Here is a 16514-nt window from a genome sequence, read left to right as displayed (position 1 = left end):
GGGCGGGGGTCAGGCGGTGGCCGGCTCGAGGCCGTCGGGCTCCTCCGCCGACTTCTTCTTCACAGGTGCGACGGCTCGGGTCAGTGAACCGAGCGCGAACGCGACGAAGAGCAGCACGACGCCCAGGCCCGCGACCAGCGCCGAGAGGCCGAACGCGGTGACCGCGGTCAGCAGGGAGGCGCGTACGAACGACGACTCCGCCGCGACCGCGCGGATCGGGTCCTCCTGTGCGAGCTCGGCGTACGTCTTGCCCTTGGTGATCCCCAGGGCGTGCTTCTCGACGGTGGCCGCCTGTGCGTAGGCCGAGAACGGGCCGTCGACGTTGTCACCGGCGAGGAAGGAGGCGTCGTCGGCGACGGTGATCTCCTGCGCCTTCAGCTGGGTGTGGGCCAGGTAGTAGGTGGCGGCGCCACTGGCGATGAACAGGAGGCCGAACAGCCCGATCAGGGGGCTCAGCAGCTTCGCGATCCGAGGTTTGCGGGTCATGCCGGTTAAGGCTCACCTAACTTACCTTGGGATGTAAGCCCTGGAGGGTGTGATCTTCGTCGTGCAGAACTTTTTTCCGAGAACCTGTCGGATCGGTGTCGAGCCGTTCGTGGAGTGAGTGAGAAGCGGCCAGACGGACCGCGACAACCACCACCAGATGAGAGGCACCATCATGAGCACCAGCACCTACACCCAGGCCACGACCACCTCCCGCGGTCAGTTCGCAGCGCGGATGCCGGTCTGGCTCGTCAGTGTCACCGCCGTCCTTGTCGGCGCCCTGGTGACCGGCGTCTTCGAGTTCTTCGCCCGTGCCGTCGGGGTGCTGTTCAACGTCGCCCTCCCCGGCACCGGCGTCGAGCCCGCCGCGATTCCCGCGACCGGGCTCGCCTGGGCCGTCGCCGAGCTCGGTCTGATCGGCATCATCATCGCCGTGTGCCTGGACCGCTTCGCCAAGCGCCCCCGCTCCACCTGGAAGCGCACCGCCTGGACCCTGACCGCGGTCTCCTGCGTCCCGAGCCTGATCGCCGTCACCGACTCCTACGCCACCAACATCATGCTGGTGATCTCCCACCTCGTCGCCGCGGTCGTGATCGTCCCCGTCATCGCCGCCCGGCTGGCGGAGCGCAACCCGCGCCGCGCCTGAGGTGTCTGCGGACGTCAGCCCGGTGTTCGGCGAGCGATGATCAGCTCGCCGACACCGGGCATCGGCGTCGTCTCGACCGTGAACCCGGCGTTGGCCAGGTCGGCGAAGAGCGCCGGCCTGGGATGGGTGCGGTAGTACATGACGAACTTCGGCCGCCACACCGCGTTGCGCACCCGCATCACCAGGTCGAAGCCGGAGAGCAGCCAGTAGGCCGGGTGGGTCGGCCCCGGTGCCCTGCTGACCAGCAGCGCGAACACCCCGCCCGGCCGTAGCGCCCGATGGATGCCGTCGAAGAGCTCCGGCCGCTCCTCCGGCAGGAAGTGCCCCAGCGCCCCGAAGCTCACCACCAGGTCGTACGCAGCCTCGAACGGCAGCGCTCGAGCATCCGCCCGAACCAGGTCGGCGTCGGGGTGCGCGGCCCTGGCCTGCTCGAGCATCCCGACGCTGAAGTCGACCCCCGTCGGCCGCTCCCCGGTCGCCTCCGCGAGCATCTCCAGCCCCGCCCCGGTGCCGGTGCACACATCGAGCCCTCGCTCGAACGGCCCGTACTCCCGCAGCGCGGTGATGGTCGCGGCGAGCATCCAGTCCGGCGTACGGAACGGGGTCGCGTCGAACTTCGGCGCCAGCAGGTCGTAGCCGTGCTCCACCGACGACAGCGCCTGCACCGCCAGCTCCCGCAGCGTGGGTCCCTTCATGTTCCGACCGTAGCGCCGGCGGTGCGCGTATTCCTGCGAAGCGGTGCTTCGCTGCTCGAAACTGATCCCATGACCCCCACCCAGCGAGCCCTCACCTTCGGCTCCTACTGGCTCATCGGCCTCGGTGTCCTCGCCGTGCTGCTCTCTCCGTACGGACTCACCTGGGAGACCGACCCTGACACTCCGGCCGATCTCCTCTCATCTCACCCGGACTTCGGCGAACTCAACGGCTGGGGGCTCTACTCGACCATCGCCGTGATCATTCCTGCGTTCGGCCTACTCACCGCCATGGCGGTGAGCCGTCCTGCCAACGCCACTCGCGCCTCGCTCCGCGTCGCTCTGGTCGCCCAAGCCGTCGGCATCTCCCTCGCAATCGTCGCCGGCTGGGCGACGCTGATGGCGACCAAGATCACCTTCTACATGCTCCCACCGCCCAGCGTCCTGCCGGAGACGGTCTTCGCCTTCCTCCTCTGGAGCATGTATGCCGCGGTCGGCTTCGTGGTCGCCGGCGCGGTGCGCGTCGACCCGGGGCTACCGGCTGCCGCTGCGAAGCGGCCATAACGACAGACAGAACGGCCGCGACACGCCGATGCCCCAGCGTGTCGCGGCCGTTCGAGCCGCGTTTCGGCCGCTAATCGACCTTCGCTACCGCGATCTGCGCCTTTTCGCCGTCGCCCAGGTCGACCGTGTTGCCCTCGAGCGAGTCGACCACGTCGTACGTCGTGGCGAGGGTCTCGCGGGAGATGAGGTCGGCGTGGGTGGTGGCTGCCTGGCGTACGGTCTCGGAGCCGGCCACCGAGAGGGTGATGCGGTCCTCGACGTTGAGGCCGGAGTCCTTGCGGGCCTGCTGGACCGCGCGGATCAGGTCTCGGGCGAGGCCCTCGGCGGCGAGCTCGGGGGTGACGACCGTGTCCAGGACGATGAACCCGCTTGGCAGCATCGAGACGGCGATGTCGTCGGAGGCGGCGCCGGCGACGGTCTCGAGGGTGTATTCACCCTCCTCCAGCGCCAAGCCTCCGGCGACGACCTCGCCGGAATCGGAGACCGACCAGTCACCGGACTTGGAGCCCTTGATGGCCTTCTGTACGTCCTTGCCCAGCCGCGGGCCGGCGGCGCGGGCGTTGACGGCGAGCCGCTGCTCGATGCCGTAGGTGCCGGCCTCCTCCGAGTCGGCGGCGAGCAGCCGGACGGACTTGACGTTGACCTCGTCGGCGACGATCTCCTCGAAGCGGGCGATGTCGGCGCCGACGACCGTCAGGCCGGCGAGCGGCAGGCGGTTGCGGAGCTTGCGCGCCTTCCGCAGGGCGGACGTCGAGGAGCAGACCGCGCGGACCGCGTCCATCCGGGCGACCAGGTCGTCATCAGCAGGAAGGTCCTCGACGACCGGGTAGTCGGCCAGGTGCACCGAGCGGCCACCGGTCAGGCCCCGCCAGATCTCCTCGGTGGTCAGCGGCAGCAGCGGCGCGACCAGACGGGTCACGGTCTCCAGCACCGTGTAGAGGGTGTCGAAGGCGGCCTTGTCCTCGTTCCAGAACCGCTCGCGGCTCCGCCGGATGTACCAGTTCGTGAGCACGTCGATGAACTCACTCGTCACCGAACAGGCCTCGGCGACGTAGTAGTCGTCCATCGCGGAGGTCATCGCAGCGACGTAGTCGCGCAGCTTGGCCAGGACGTAGCGGTCCAGCGGGTCCTCGGACGCCGTCGAGCCGGTGGTCTCCAGGTCGGCCGCGTTGGCGTAGAGCTGGAAGAAGTACCAGCTGTTCCACAGCGGGATCATCACCTGGCGTACGGAGTCCCGGATGCCCTGCTCGGTGACGACCAGGTTGCCGCCACGAAGGATGGGCGAGGACATCAGGAACCAGCGCATAGCGTCGGCGCCGTCGCGGTCGAAGACCTCGTTGACGTCGGGGTAGTTGCGCAGGCTCTTGGACATCTTCTGCCCGTCCGAGCCCAGCACGATGCCGTGGCTGATGCAGCTCGAGAACGCCGGGCGGTCGAAGAGCGCGGTCGCCAGGATGTGCAGGGTGTAGAACCAGCCGCGGGTCTGGCCGATGTACTCCACGATGAAGTCGCCCGGGAAGTGGTGCTGGAACCACTCCTCGTTCTCGAACGGGACATGGTTCTGGGCGAACGACATCGACCCGGAGTCGAACCAGACGTCGAGGACGTCGGAGACGCGGCGCATCATCGACTTGCCGGTCGGGTCGTCCGGGTTGGGACGGACCAGGTCGTCGACGTACGGACGGTGCAGGTCGGGGTTGCCCTCGGCGTCCTTGGGCAGGGTGCCGAAGTCGCGCTCCAGCTCCTCGAAAGAGCCGTAGACGTCCAGGCGCGGGTAGGCCGGGTCGTCGGACTTCCACACCGGCACCGGCGAGCCCCAGAAACGGTTGCGGGTGATCGACCAGTCGCGGGCGTTCTCCAGCCACTTGCCGAACTGGCCGTCCTGGATGTGCTCGGGCACCCAGCGGATCTGCTGGTTGAGCTCGAGCATCCGGTCCTTGATCTTGGTGACCTCGACGAACCAGCTCGAGACACCCTTGTAGATCAGCGGCTGACGGCAGCGCCAGCAGTGCGGGTAGGAGTGGTTGTAGGACTCGCGGCGGAGCAGGATCGTGCCCGCGGTCACCGATCCCCCGGCCTCGCCGCGGGTGACCGACTTGAGGTGGTCGATGATCTGCAGGTTGGCGTCGAAGACCTGGACACCGGCGTAGTCGACCACCGGCGCGGTGAAGCGCCCGTCCTTGCCGACCGGCATGACCGCCTCGATGTTCTCGCGGTCGGTCACCTCCTTGTCGACCTCACCGAACGCACCGGCGGTGTGGACGACCCCGGTGCCGTCCGTGGTGGTGACGGCGTCGTCGGCGGCCACGATCCGGAAGGCGTTCTGGTGACCGGCGTAGTAGGAGAACGGCGGCTGGTAGGTGCGGCCGAGCAGCTCGGCTCCCTTGTAGCGGCCCAGGACCGTCGCCTCGTCGGCGTCAGGGAAGAGCTCCTTCTGGTACGCCGCGAGGCGAGCCTCCGCGAGGACGTACTTGGCCGTCTTGTCGGTGCCCGGGACCGGGCCCTCGACCACGACGTAGTCGATCTCGGAGCCGACCATGACCGCGAGGTTGGACGGCAGGGTCCACGGCGTGGTGGTCCAGATCAGGATGTGGGCGTTGTCGAGGACCTCGTCCTCACCGGTGGCGTCGATCGCATAGCCGACGGTGACCGCCGGGTCCTGGCGGTCCTTGTAGACGTCGTCATCCATCCGCAGCTCATGGTTGGACAGCGGGGTCTCGTCCTGCCAGCAGTAGGGCAGGACACGGAAGCCCTCATAGACCAGGCCCTTGTCGTAGAGCGTCTTGAACGCCCAGATCACCGACTCCATGTAGTCGGGGTTGAGGGTCTTGTAGTCGTTGTCGAAGTCCACCCAGCGCGCCTGACGGGTGACGTAGTCGCGCCACTCGCCGGTGTACTTCAGCACCGAGGCGCGGCTGGCCGCGTTGAACTTGTCGATGCCCATCTCGACGATCTCGTCGGTCGTCTTCAGGCCGAGCTGGCGCATCGCCTCGAGCTCGGCGGGCAGGCCGTGGGTGTCCCACCCGAAGCGCCGCTCGACGCGCTTGCCGCGCATCGTCTGGTAGCGCGGGACGATGTCCTTCACGTAACCGGTCAGCAGGTGGCCGTAGTGCGGCAGGCCGTTGGCGAACGGCGGCCCGTCGTAGAAGACGAACTCGTTCTCGCCGTTCTCCCCGGCGTAACGGTTGTCGATGCTCGCCTGGAAGGTCCCGTCCTTCTTCCAGTAATCGAGAATCTGCGTCTCGATCTCCGGGAAGCGTGGGCTGGCCGGGACTTTGGCTGAGTTGACCTTCGGATAGGCCATCGACGCATCTCCTGCTGGGTGGTAGTGGGTTGTCTTCACCACAGGGACGATCTTTCGACCGCGGTACCACCCTGCTTGTCCTGGTCGGCCACGCTCCACCGGTGGTTGAGCTTGTCGAAACCAGGGCCACTCATTCTCGGCTGTGACGGGCCAATCCCGCCGGGTTCTACTTGCCCGAAGGCTTTCTTCCCGGGGCTCGCCGCTGATGACGGCTCGAACGCCTGTAAGGAAGAGAGTACGCCGCCCGGCACCCGCCACGCGAACCCGATTACACCGCGCGCCACATCCGCACGTGCGGACCGATCTCGGGGTCGTCCCACGGCTCACCGATCTCGACGAACCCGGCCCTCGCGTAGAACGCTGCCGCCGGCGTACGCGCGTTGCACCAGACCAGCCCGCCGCCCCTGGCCGCGACATGGTCCAGCGCCGCCTGCAGCACCTCGGCCCCGACACCCTTGCCGCGCCATCCGTCCGCCGTCGCCATCCCCCGGATCCGCCACCCCTTCCCGGGGTGTTCGGCCAGGTCAGGACATGCTTCCGGGAAGAGCCCGACGCAACCGATCAGACTCCCGTCCACATCCAGCGCCGCGTACGTAGCGACCTCGGGACCGTCGTCCCCCGGCACCCTCGCAGCCTCCGGCGGCCCACCGTTTCGCAACACCTTCGCCCGCAACGGATACGTCTCCTCAACCGCCACCCGGCGCACCGTGATCACGACGCGACCATATCGGGGTGCCGACGCCTCGTCGGGGCACCTGGCAGGATGCGCGCATGAGCCTGATTCGCTACGAGTACGCCGACGGTTGCGCCCGCATCACGATGACCAACCCGGACAAGGGCAACGTCTTCAAGCCCGAGGCGGGCGCGGAGATGCTGGCGGCGATCTTGCGCGCGAAGGCGGACTCGGCGCGGGTGATCGTGCTCGCGGCGGAAGGGAAGTACTTCTCCGTCGGCGGCGACCTGGCCGGGTTCGCGGCGGCCGATGACCTGGGGCCGTTCATCCTCGAGCTCGCCGAGGGCGCCAACCGGATCATCACCGAGCTCGTCCGCTGCGACGCGATCGTGGTCAGCGCCGTCCAGGGCACCGCGGCGGGGGTCGGGTTCCCGCTGGCTGCGGCCGCCGACATCGTGATCGCGGCCGACAAGGCGAAGTTCAGCCTGGCCTACGCGAAGGTGGGGCTGTCGGTCGACGGCGGCGGGTCGCTCCTCGTGCACACCCTGGGCCTGCACCGGGTGCTGCGGCTGACCCTGCTCGGCGACATGCTCTCGGCGACCGAGGCGCTCGAGGCCGGGCTGGTCGCTCGTGTCGTACCGGCCGATGACCTCGCCGCCACCGTGGACGAGGTCGTCGCGACCCTCCTCGCCGGCTCGCCAGAGGCGCTGGCGAGCACGAAGCACCTGATCCGCGACGTCGCCGACCCCAACCCCGAGTCGGCGCTGCGCCGCGAGGCGCAGTCGATCTCCGCGCTCGGAGGCTCGGCCTCCGGCCGCGAAGGCATCAACGCGTTCCTGGAGAAGCGGCCGCCCAGCTTCACCGGCTGAAATCGCTGGCCGCTGAATTCATTTGGCGCGGGGGCGCTCGTTCCGCGAGGGTGAGCCCATGAGCAGTGATCAGCGACAGGTGGGCTTCGGCGGAATCTGGCTTCCCGAGGGCGAGGATCCACGCCACCAGGACCAGCAGGCCGTCGGGGAGCTGGCGACCTACCGGGACTACCTGCGCCACTACCGGCTCACCCTCGAGCTCAAGTGCGAGGACCTCGGCCCGGAGGATCTGGCCAAGCAGAGCGTGCCCCCGAGCGACCTGAGCCTGCTCGGGCTGATCCGCCACATGGCACGGGTCGAGCACAGCTGGTTCCAGCGGGTGCTGAAGGAGAACCTCGAGCTGCCGCGGTTCGACGCCGACGACCCCACCGGCGGCTTCCACAGGGTGGCGCCGACCAAGGAGTCGGTCGACGAGGCGTTCGCGAGCTGGCGCGAGCAGGTCGCGGCGGCCGACGAGTGGCTCGACTCGATCGACGACACGATGCTCGGCGAGACCCGTGACGTCGGCCGCGGCGACGAGCCGACCAGCATCCGCGACATCCTGGTCCACATGATCGAGGAGTACGCCCGCCACGCGGGCCACGCCGACCTGCTGCGCGAGGTCATCGACGGGCGTACCGGGCAGTAGCCCCTCCCCCGCCCACCAGGCGGTTTCCTGAGACTAGGCTGAGACAGCGGTCACAACGACCGTTACCGCGCTGAATCAGAGGGAGACCATGTCGACGTCGACCGCCAACCCCACCAGCTCGGGCCCAGGGTCCGGGCCCAACATGCCCCGTAATTGGAGGGCAATCGCCATCTGGACCGCCGTCGCTGTCGTCGGCGCCGTCTGCTGGGCCATGCTCGCCCTGTCCCGAGGCGAGGAGGTCTCGGCGCTGTGGATCCTGTTCGCCGCGCTGGCCTCGTACGCGATCGCCTACCGGTTCTACTCGAAGTTCATCGCCAACAAGGTGCTGAAGGTCGACGACACCCGGGCCACCCCGGCCGAGCGGCTGGAGAACGGGCAGGACTTCGACGTCACCGACCGGCGAGTGCTCTTCGGGCACCACTTCGCCGCGATCGCCGGCGCCGGCCCGCTGGTCGGCCCGGTGCTGGCCGCGCAGATGGGTTACCTGCCGGGCACGATCTGGATCATCGTCGGCGTCATCTTCGCCGGTGCCGTGCAGGACATGGTCGTGATGTTCTTCTCGATGCGCCGCGACGGCAAGAGCCTCGGTCAGATGGTGCGTGAGGAGATCGGCACCGTCGCCGGCGTGGCCGCGCTGATCGCCGTCTTCGCGATCATGATCATCATCCTGGCGGTGCTCGCGCTGGTCGTCGTCAATGCGCTCGCGGAGTCGCCGTGGGGTGTCTTCTCGATCGGTCTCACCATCCCGATCGCGCTCTTCATGGGCTTCTACCTGCGTTACCTGCGCCCCGGCCGCGTCAGCGAGGTGACCGTCATCGGCGTCGCGCTGCTGCTGCTGGCCATCATCGGTGGTGGGTACGTCGAGGAGATGGGCCTGGCCGGCGCCCTCACCCTCTCCCACGAGACGCTGGTGATCTGCCTGGTCGTCTACGGCTTCGTCGCCTCGATCCTCCCGGTGTGGATGCTGCTCACGCCGCGTGACTACCTCTCCACCTTCATGAAGGTGGGCGTCATCGTGCTGCTCGCCGTGGGCCTGGTCCTCGCGGCCCCCGTGCTGCAGAACGAGGCCGTCACCGACTTCGCCACCAACGGCGAGGGTCCGGTCTTCGCCGGCAAGCTGTTCCCGTTCGTCTTCATCACCATCGCCTGCGGCGCCCTCTCCGGCTTCCACGCCCTGATCGCCTCGGGGACGACGCCGAAGATGGTCGCCAAGGAGTCGCAGGTCCGCATGATCGGCTACGGCGGCATGCTGATGGAGTCGTTCGTCGCGATCTCCGCCCTCATCGCAGCCTCCGTGATCGACCAGGGCATCTACTTCTCGATGAACGCCTCCGCCGGTGCGACCGGCGGCACCCCGGAGACCGCGGCCGCCTTCGTCAACGGGCTCGGCTTCTCGATCACCCCGGCCGACCTCGAGGCAGCCGCGGCCAGCGTGGAGGAATCGATCATCTCCCGCACCGGTGGCGCCCCGACCCTGGCGTTCGGGATGTCGCTGATCTTCACCGAGGCGTTCGGTGGCGGCCTGGCCGCCTTCTGGTACCACTTCGCGATCATGTTCGAGGCGCTCTTCATCCTGACCGCGGTCGACGCCGGCACTCGCGTGGGCCGGTTCATGCTCCAGGACACGATCGGCAACGTCTGGAAGCGCTACGCCGACACCTCCTGGCGGCCGGCGGCCTGGTCGGCCTCCGCGCTGGTCGTACTGGCCTGGGGCTACATGCTCTGGATCGGCGTCGGTGACCCGCTCGGCGGCATCAACCAGCTCTTCCCGCTCTTCGGCATCGCCAACCAGCTGCTCGCCGCGATCGCGCTGACGCTGGCCACGACGCTGCTGATCAAGCACGGCAAGCTCAAGTGGGCGTGGGTGCCGGGCATCCCGCTGGTCTGGGACCTCATCGTCACGATGACGGCGAGCTGGCAGAAGGTGTTCAGCGACAACCCCGCGATCGGCTACTTCGCCCAGGCGTCTGCCGCGCGCGAGGCACGCGACGCCGGCGAGCTCTACGGGGTTGCGAAGACTCCCGCGGACGTCGACCAGATCATCTACAACTCGACCCAGTCCGGCATCCTGCAGGCCGCATTCGCGGTGCTGGTGATCGTGATCGTCGCCGGTGCCGCGGTGACCGTGGTCAAGGCGATCCGCGCCGGCGGGCTGCCGACCACCGAGGTACCGAAGGTCGAGTCGAAGATCGTCGCGCCCTCCGACTTCTTCGCCACCAAGGAGGAGAAGGAAGCCGTACGCGAGTGGGAGGCCTCCCAGAAGGCGCCGGTCTCATGAGTCTGCTCGCCGAGCGTGTCTCCGATCGCTTCTCCGGCGCCTGGCGGCTGCTCCGCCAGGCGACCGGGGAGGCGAAGTGGGACGAGTACGTCGCCCGGTGCGAGCGCGAGGGCGTCGAGCCGATGAGCCGGCGCGCGTTCGAACGTCACCGGGCCGACGAGAAGGAGCACAACCCGCAGGCCCGCTGCTGCTAGCGGGGCCTAGCGGGGGCTGTCGTCGGCGAAGGCGGCGTCGAGCCAGGCGTACACCTGCGAGTCACCTCGGGTGACGAGCAGGACCACCTGCTTCTCGGCGTCGCTCACCGGCTTGCCGTTGATCCACCCGCGCACGATGTCGGAGGCCGCGCGGCGGACGACCTCGACGCCCTTCGCCATCGCCCACTCCGGCGCCGGATGACCCTTGCTGGTCGCCACTCCGGGGATCTCCAGGGTCCAGGTGCCGTCCTCGGCCTGGAGGAGCTGGGGCATCGGGGGCGCACTCTTCTTACTCACCTCCACATGTTCGCACGTCGAGACCGTCGATAAGGGACCACTCAGGCTCGGCCACTAGACTGCGCCCCGTGACGAATGCAGCTTGGGGCTTCGGCCTCGTGACGTACGCCGCCGATAACTCCGTCCTCGACGTGTGGTTCCCCGCGCCGCAGCTGGGTGAGAAGCCCGCCGACGCGAACGCGCCGGCCGAGCTGACCGCCCTCGAGGGCGCCGACGAGGTGCGTCAGGTCACCCAGCGGGTCGCTCTCGTCGAGGTCAAGGACCTCGAGACCGCGCCCGAGACCACCGAGGACGTCTGGCTGCGGCTCCACCTTCTCTCCCACCGCCTCGTGCAGCCGCACGGGCAGAACCTCGACGGCATCTTCGGCCTGCTCACCAACGTGGTGTGGACCAGCGCCGGCCCGTGCGCCGTCGAGGGCTTCGAGCTCACCCGCGCCCGGCTGCGCGCCGCCGGCCAGCACGTGACCGTCTTCGGCGTGGACAAGTTCCCGCGGATGGTCGACTACGTCGTCCCGAGCGGCATCCGGATCGGCGACGCCGACCGCGTCCGCCTCGGTGCCCACCTGGCCTCCGGCACCACCGTGATGCACGAGGGCTTCGTCAACTTCAACGCCGGCACGCTCGGCGCCTCGATGGTCGAGGGCCGGATCTCCGGCGGTGTCGTCGTCGGCGACGGCTCCGACGTCGGTGGCGGCGCCTCGATCATGGGCACGCTCTCCGGTGGCGGCAAGGCCGTCATCTCCATCGGCCAGCGCTGCCTGCTCGGTGCCAACTCCGGCATCGGCATCTCGCTGGGCGACGACGCCGTCGTCGAGGCGGGGTGCTACGTGACGTACGGGACCAAGGTCACGCTCCCCGACGGCACCGTGACGAAGGCCGGCGAGCTCTCCGGCGCCTCCAACATCCTCTTCCGCCGCAACTCGGTCAGCGGCGCCATCGAGGCAGTTCCGTGGAAGGGCGAGGGCATCGAGCTCAACGCCGCCCTCCACGCCAACTGACTCTCGCCGAAGAGCCCGAAGAGCAGAGTGCCGAGTTGAAGAAGCTTCTCACCGCCCTGGTGGTGCTCAGCGTGATCGCCGGCGGCATCTACTGGGTCGTTCAGGCCGCGACGGACAAGCTGGACTCGATCCTGCCCGACCTGCAGCAGTGCACGGCGGTCGCGGGCGAGTACGAGGCGCGCTTCGACCCCGAGCAGATGGGCAACGCCGCCGTGATCACGGCGCTCGGGCTCAAGCGCGGCCTGCCCGCACGGGCGGCGACGATCGCGATCGCGACCGCGATCCAGGAGTCGAAGCTCTACAACATCAGCCACGGTGACCGGGACTCGCTCGGCCTCTTCCAGCAGCGCCCGTCGATGGGCTGGGGCACCGAGGAGCAGGTCCAGGACCCCGTCTACGCCACCAACAAGTTCTACGACGCGCTGGTGAAGATCGAGGGCTACGAGGACATGGTGGTCACCGAGGCGGCGCAGGAGGTACAGCGCTCGGCCTACCCCGAGGCGTACGCCGACCACGAGGGCGAGGGCCGCGCGATCGCCTCCGCGATCAGCGGCTACTCCCCCGCCGCGCTGACCTGTCGGATCGACGAGCCCGAGGCCGGCTCCGGCAAGCCCCAGGCGACCAAGACCGAGGTCAACCAGCTGCTCGGCCAGATGGTCGGCCGCGCCCGGGTCGACGGCACCACCGTGGTCATCCCCGTCGACGCCGGCGAGACCGGCCAGCGCAACGGCTGGGCCGTCGCCCACTACGTACTCGCCCGGGCCAGCGAGTTCGGCGCCACCTCCATCGCCTACGACGGCCGCACCTGGTCCGCCGGCAAGGACGAGGAGTGGGCCGCCACCCCCAAGGCCACCGGCGACCAGATCGTCGTCACCCTCGCCTGACCCCACCAGCCGAGGCGTCAGCCCGGTCGGCCGAGACGTCACCCCGGGCGGGCGACATGGCAGTCGGGTGCCAACTCGGCCAACGCGAGCGACCTCTCGGCCGACGTACGTGACGCCTCGGCGTCAGTCGGCTACGTCGACGTGCACGTGGTCGCGGTGCTCGAGGATGGCTTGGTCGCCGCCGCGGGGCGGGACCTCGTAGTCGCGCCAGCCGGCGCCGGAGCGGAACTTGGTCCAGATGCGGTCGTCGTAGATGACGGTCTCGATGTCGAGGCGGTCGGCGTTGGCGACGAGGTACTGCGCCAGCGACCAGCCTCTGATGTTGTTGCGGGCGTTGATGGGCCGGAAGAAGTAGTCGACCGCGCGGCCCTCGTAGTGGGCCGAGCCGACCATGTGTCCGGTGGTCACCCCGCCGGGTTGGAAGCCGCCTTCGGGGACGCCCCCGTAGACACTGCGTACGTCCTCGCGCAGCGCCTCCGCACGCGAGGTGAGCCCGGCGCCGCTGAGCCTGTCCGGGACCTCCTCGGCGCTGCCCTTGACGACGCACGAGAACGCCTCAGGGGTGTTGCCGGTCAGCGCCGAGGCCAGGGCCCGCGCCTCGGGCTCGGCGTCGCGGTAGCTGTCGCGCGGGCCGTCGCCGATCTGCTGGGCGACGCCCGGGACGGACTGCTGGCGGTAGTCGGCGACCCCGGAGAGCCGGTCGTAGAGGCCGGCCGCCTTCGCCGGATCCCGTTCGAGCGAGTGGTCGGCGAGCTCGACCGCCAGCACGACAGAGGCCGCGCGGGCAGGGAGGCCGCGGCGTACGGCTTGGGCGGCGATCGCCGAGGCACGCTCGGCCTGCTCGGAGGAGAGGTCGTAGGTCTCGCCCTCGGAGGTCACGGTGCAGGCCTCGCGGGCGAGGACCGGGATGCCGCCGACCCCGACGCCGAGGAGCCGCAGGCCGGCGAAGACCAGGGCGACGGCGATCACGACGCCGAGGACGATGAGGTGCTTGCGCACCGGCCGCAGCTGCTTGCGGGCTTCCCGCGCCGACTTGCGCAGCGCCTTGCGCGCCGGCTCGGGGAGCCTCGGCCCGTGAGGGCCCGGCGCAGGAGGCCGCGGACCCGGGGGCGGGATGGTCGGCGGGCCCGTCGGGGTCCCCGGCTGTGCGCTCACTCCACCAATCTTCACGTATGGGGCAAACCCGCCCGGCTATGCCGTGAGGCGGGCGACGGCCGCGTCGACGCGCTCGTCGGTGGCGGTGAAGGCGATGCGTACGTGCTGGCTGCCGGCGCGGCCGTAGAAGATGCCGGGGGCGGCGAGGATGCCGCGCTCGGCGAGCCATTCGACGGTGGCCCAGCAGTCCTCGTCGCCCCCGGAGATCGGGCGCCGTGACCACAGGTAGAGGGATGCCTCGGAGTGATCGATGCGGAAGCCGGCCGACTCCAGCGCCGTCTTGAGCTTGGCGCGCCGGGCGGCGTAGCGGGCGTGCTGCTCCTTGGCGTGCTGGTCATCGCCCAGCGCGGTCACCATGGCGACCTGCTGCGGGCCTGGCATCTGCAGGCCGAGGTTCTTGCGGACCGCGAGGACCTCACCGAGGACGGAGGCGTCACCGGCGACGAAGGCGCAGCGGTAGCCCGCGAGGTTGGAGCGTTTGGAGAGCGAGTGGACGGCGAGGATGCCCTCGTAGGAGCCGCCACAGACGTCCGGGTGCAGCACCGAGATCGGCTCAGCGTCCCAGGCGCACTCGATGTAGCACTCGTCGGAGATCAGCAGCGTGCCGCGCTCACGCGCCCACTCGACCGTCTTGCGCAGGTGCTCGACCGGGAGCACCCGGCCGCTCGGGTTGGAGGGCGAGTTGATCCACAGGATCTTCGGCGCCTTCGGGCCCAACGCGACCAGCGAGTCGGTGGCGACGGTGTCGGCGCCGACGAGAGCCGCGGAGACCTCGTACGTCGGGTAGGCGAGCTCCGGGTAGGCGACCAGGTCACCCTGGCCGACGCCGAGGTGAAGCGGCAGCGATCCGATCAGCTCCTTGGAGCCGATCACCGGCAGCACGTTGTCCAGCCCGAGGCCGTCGACCCCGTGGTTGCGCGCGAGCCAGTCGATCGCGGCCTGACGTACCGCGGGTGTGCCGATCGTGGTCGGGTAGCCCGGGGAGTCGGCGGCAGCACGGAGCGCGTTCTGCACCACCGCGGGGGTCGAGTCGACCGGAGTCCCGACCGAGAGGTCGACCAGCCCGTCAGGGTGCGCGGACGCCTTCTCCTTGAAGGGAGCGAGCTTGTCCCAGGGGAAGTCGGGCAGCCGCTGCGAGACTGGGATCGAGGCCGGCATCATTCCTGGTTCTGCGGGGGCAGCGCGGCGACGAACGGGTGGTCCTTGTCGATCTCACCCATGCGGGCAGCACCACCGGGCGAACCGAGGTCGTCGAAGAACTTGACGTTGGCGTCGTAGTACTCCTTCCACTCCTCCGGGGTGTCGTCCTCGTAGAAGATCGCCTCGGGCGGGCACACCGGCTCGCAGGCGCCGCAGTCGACACACTCGTCGGGGTGGATGTAGAGCATCCGCTTGCCTTCGTAGATGCAGTCCACCGGACATTCGTCGACGCAAGCCTTGTCCTTCACGTCAACACAGGGCTGGGCGATGACGTACGTCATTCGGGGCTCCTCCAAGCGGGGTATCACGAAAGTCAGAGGGGCACGACTGGCCCTTCAGGGAACAGCCTAGTATCCCCACGTGCCTGCTCATCTCCTGGGACCACATGTCGTCGGCAAGCGGATCGTCATCCGCCGCCTCGTGCCCGGCGAGACCGGCCCCACCGGCGGCCCCGCCTTCACCGACATCCTCGGAGTCTGTACGTCCTGGGCCGACGGCGTCGCGGTCATCGAGCGTGAGTCCGGGGAGCAGGTGAGCGTGCCCGTCGCCGAGATCGTCTCCGGCAAACCGGTGCCGCCACGGCCGAACGTACGCCTCCGGATCGGGGTGCGCGAGGCCGAGCTGCTCAGCGCCGCGATCTTCCCCGGCACCACCTCCGAGCCGTTGGGCGAGTGGGTGCTCTTCGACCACGAGGTCTCGGTCCGCCGGCGCCCCAACTCGGCGCTGGCGATCGGCGACCCCGGCATCGGGCTGGATGCGGCCATCGACCGGGTCGAGAGCTACTACCGGAGCCGCCACAAGCGCCCGCGCGTGAAGATCGAGGTCGGCTCCGCGGTCGAGGAGGCTGTGGTCGCGCGCGGCTGGGTCGAGGACGTGACCGTCGGGTTCCAGCTCGCCGGGCTCGCCGCCACCCGCCGCATCCTGCCTCCGCCCGTCGAGGACGCCCGCGTCGAGGTCCAGGCGAACGACGCACAGGTGCTGATCACCCTCGGCGACACCGCCCGGATCATGGGCACGATGGAACGCGACTGGCTGGCCATCCACGACCTCGAGGTCGCCGAGCCACACCGCCGCCAGGGCCTCGCCTCGAAGGCTCTCGCCACCCTGCTCGAGTGGGGCGCCGAACGCGGTGCCCGCGCCGCCTGGCTCCACGTCGAGACCACCAACGCCCCCGGCCTCGCCCTCTACGAGGGGCTCGGCTTCACCGAGCACCACCGCTCCCGCTACTACGCCTCGCCCACCCCGTAGAGATTCAGCCCGCCAGCAGGTCCCACAGGTTGCCGAACGGGTCCCGGAAGACCTGGAGGGTGCCGTAGGGCTCCTCGCGCACCGGCCCGACGAGCTCGATCCCGGCGGCGACCAGCTTCTCGTACGCGATCCTGAAATCGTCCACCCGCAGGAAGAACGTGACCCGGCCGCCGGTCTGGTCACCGACCCTCGCGGCCTGCGCGGGGCCGTCAGCCCGGGCGAGCAGGAAGCCGGTGCCACCGCCGGGCGGGCGTACGACCACCCATCGCTTCGGGCGGCCGTCGTTCGTGGTGGACGGTGCGTCCTCGGTGACCTCGAAGCCGAGGACGTCGCGGAAGAACTCAATCGCCTCGTCGTAGTCGGGAACGACGATCGTGACCAGGTCCAGGTGCATGGGTGAA

The 16514-nt window shown here is 69.4% G+C and carries 18 protein-coding genes; 9 read left to right on the top strand and 9 right to left on the bottom strand.

Annotation, left to right across the window (positions count from 1 at the left end; genetic code table 11):
• Positions 1-9: 9 nt before the first annotated feature.
• Entirely contained in the window at positions 10-486 is a 477-nt protein-coding gene (locus tag ABZU72_RS09445; protein WP_355018604.1) for an aromatic ring-opening dioxygenase LigA, read from the bottom strand.
• A gap of 172 nt (positions 487-658) precedes the next feature.
• Between ABZU72_RS09445 and ABZU72_RS09440 the strand changes: the two genes are divergently transcribed.
• Complete coding sequence (locus ABZU72_RS09440; RefSeq protein WP_355018603.1) at positions 659-1129, top strand: DUF6069 family protein; 471 nt, start codon at positions 659-661, stop codon at positions 1127-1129.
• A 14-nt stretch (positions 1130-1143) separates the two neighbouring features.
• Here the strand turns inward: ABZU72_RS09440 and ABZU72_RS09435 are convergent, their stop codons facing one another.
• Positions 1144-1824, bottom strand: a complete 681-nt coding sequence (locus ABZU72_RS09435) for a class I SAM-dependent methyltransferase (RefSeq protein WP_355018602.1) — start codon at positions 1822-1824, stop codon at positions 1144-1146.
• Positions 1825-1893: 69 nt separating this feature from the next.
• Between ABZU72_RS09435 and ABZU72_RS09430 the strand changes: the two genes are divergently transcribed.
• On the top strand, positions 1894-2385 hold the full coding sequence (locus tag ABZU72_RS09430; RefSeq protein WP_355018601.1) for a hypothetical protein: 492 nt from the start codon (positions 1894-1896) through the stop codon (positions 2383-2385).
• Positions 2386-2455: 70 nt separating this feature from the next.
• On the opposite strand, the gene ileS is transcribed toward ABZU72_RS09430, so the two are convergent.
• On the bottom strand, positions 2456-5689 hold the full coding sequence (ileS, locus tag ABZU72_RS09425; RefSeq protein WP_355018600.1) for an isoleucine--tRNA ligase: 3234 nt from the start codon (positions 5687-5689) through the stop codon (positions 2456-2458).
• A gap of 268 nt (positions 5690-5957) precedes the next feature.
• Positions 5958-6404: a GNAT family N-acetyltransferase gene (locus ABZU72_RS09420; protein WP_355018599.1), complete on the bottom strand. Its 447-nt coding sequence runs from the start codon at positions 6402-6404 to the stop codon at positions 5958-5960.
• A 56-nt stretch (positions 6405-6460) separates the two neighbouring features.
• Between ABZU72_RS09420 and ABZU72_RS09415 the strand changes: the two genes are divergently transcribed.
• From ABZU72_RS09415 to ABZU72_RS09400, 4 genes are all read left to right on the top strand, one after another.
• Positions 6461-7231 (top strand): enoyl-CoA hydratase-related protein, encoded by a 771-nt coding sequence (locus ABZU72_RS09415; protein ID WP_355018598.1) that lies wholly within the window; start codon positions 6461-6463, stop codon positions 7229-7231.
• Between the two features lie 58 nt (positions 7232-7289).
• Positions 7290-7859 (top strand): DinB family protein, encoded by a 570-nt coding sequence (locus ABZU72_RS09410; protein WP_355018597.1) that lies wholly within the window; start codon positions 7290-7292, stop codon positions 7857-7859.
• 142 nt (positions 7860-8001) lie between these two features.
• Positions 8002-10137 (top strand): carbon starvation CstA family protein, encoded by a 2136-nt coding sequence (locus tag ABZU72_RS09405; protein WP_355018596.1) that lies wholly within the window; start codon positions 8002-8004, stop codon positions 10135-10137.
• Positions 10134-10331, top strand: coding sequence for a YbdD/YjiX family protein (locus tag ABZU72_RS09400; protein ID WP_355018595.1), 198 nt, complete (start codon positions 10134-10136; stop codon positions 10329-10331). Before ABZU72_RS09405 ends, ABZU72_RS09400 begins: the two co-directional genes overlap by 4 nt.
• A gap of 6 nt (positions 10332-10337) precedes the next feature.
• Here ABZU72_RS09400 and ABZU72_RS09395 read toward each other — a convergent pair whose 3' ends face one another.
• Positions 10338-10628 carry a hypothetical protein gene (locus ABZU72_RS09395; RefSeq protein ID WP_355018594.1) on the bottom strand — a complete coding sequence of 97 codons (291 nt, stop codon included), beginning with the start codon at positions 10626-10628 and terminating at the stop codon, positions 10338-10340.
• 68 nt (positions 10629-10696) lie between these two features.
• Between ABZU72_RS09395 and dapD the strand changes: the two genes are divergently transcribed.
• Positions 10697-11626, top strand: a complete 930-nt coding sequence (gene dapD, locus ABZU72_RS09390) for a 2,3,4,5-tetrahydropyridine-2,6-dicarboxylate N-succinyltransferase (protein ID WP_355018593.1) — start codon at positions 10697-10699, stop codon at positions 11624-11626.
• 35 nt (positions 11627-11661) lie between these two features.
• Entirely contained in the window at positions 11662-12510 is an 849-nt protein-coding gene (locus ABZU72_RS09385) for a hypothetical protein (protein WP_355018592.1), read from the top strand.
• Positions 12511-12633: 123 nt separating this feature from the next.
• On the opposite strand, the gene ABZU72_RS09380 is transcribed toward ABZU72_RS09385, so the two are convergent.
• From ABZU72_RS09380 to fdxA, 3 genes are read right to left on the bottom strand one after another with little or no spacing between them, the layout of a single operon-like run.
• A complete protein-coding gene (locus ABZU72_RS09380; RefSeq protein ID WP_355018591.1) occupies positions 12634-13665 on the bottom strand; it encodes a hypothetical protein in 1032 nt (343 codons plus the stop codon).
• 36 nt (positions 13666-13701) lie between these two features.
• Positions 13702-14823, bottom strand: coding sequence for a succinyldiaminopimelate transaminase (dapC, locus tag ABZU72_RS09375; protein WP_355018590.1), 1122 nt, complete (start codon positions 14821-14823; stop codon positions 13702-13704).
• A complete protein-coding gene (gene fdxA / locus ABZU72_RS09370; RefSeq protein ID WP_355018589.1) occupies positions 14823-15146 on the bottom strand; it encodes a ferredoxin in 324 nt (107 codons plus the stop codon). The genes dapC and fdxA overlap by 1 nt, the downstream gene beginning before the upstream one ends.
• 79 nt (positions 15147-15225) lie before the next feature.
• Here fdxA and ABZU72_RS09365 point away from each other — a divergent pair, with 79 nt between their 5' ends.
• Positions 15226-16113, top strand: a complete 888-nt coding sequence (locus ABZU72_RS09365) for a GNAT family N-acetyltransferase (protein WP_355018588.1) — start codon at positions 15226-15228, stop codon at positions 16111-16113.
• Between the two features lie 4 nt (positions 16114-16117).
• On the opposite strand, the gene ABZU72_RS09360 is transcribed toward ABZU72_RS09365, so the two are convergent.
• Positions 16118-16507, bottom strand: coding sequence for a VOC family protein (locus tag ABZU72_RS09360; RefSeq protein ID WP_355018587.1), 390 nt, complete (start codon positions 16505-16507; stop codon positions 16118-16120).
• Positions 16508-16514 lie beyond the last annotated feature (7 nt).

This window comes from Nocardioides sp. NPDC004968, assembly GCF_040608935.1.
Lineage (GTDB): Bacteria > Actinomycetota > Actinomycetes > Propionibacteriales > Nocardioidaceae > Nocardioides.
Note: the sequence above shows the minus strand (reverse complement) of the source record. Positions and strands in the feature narration are given on the sequence as shown.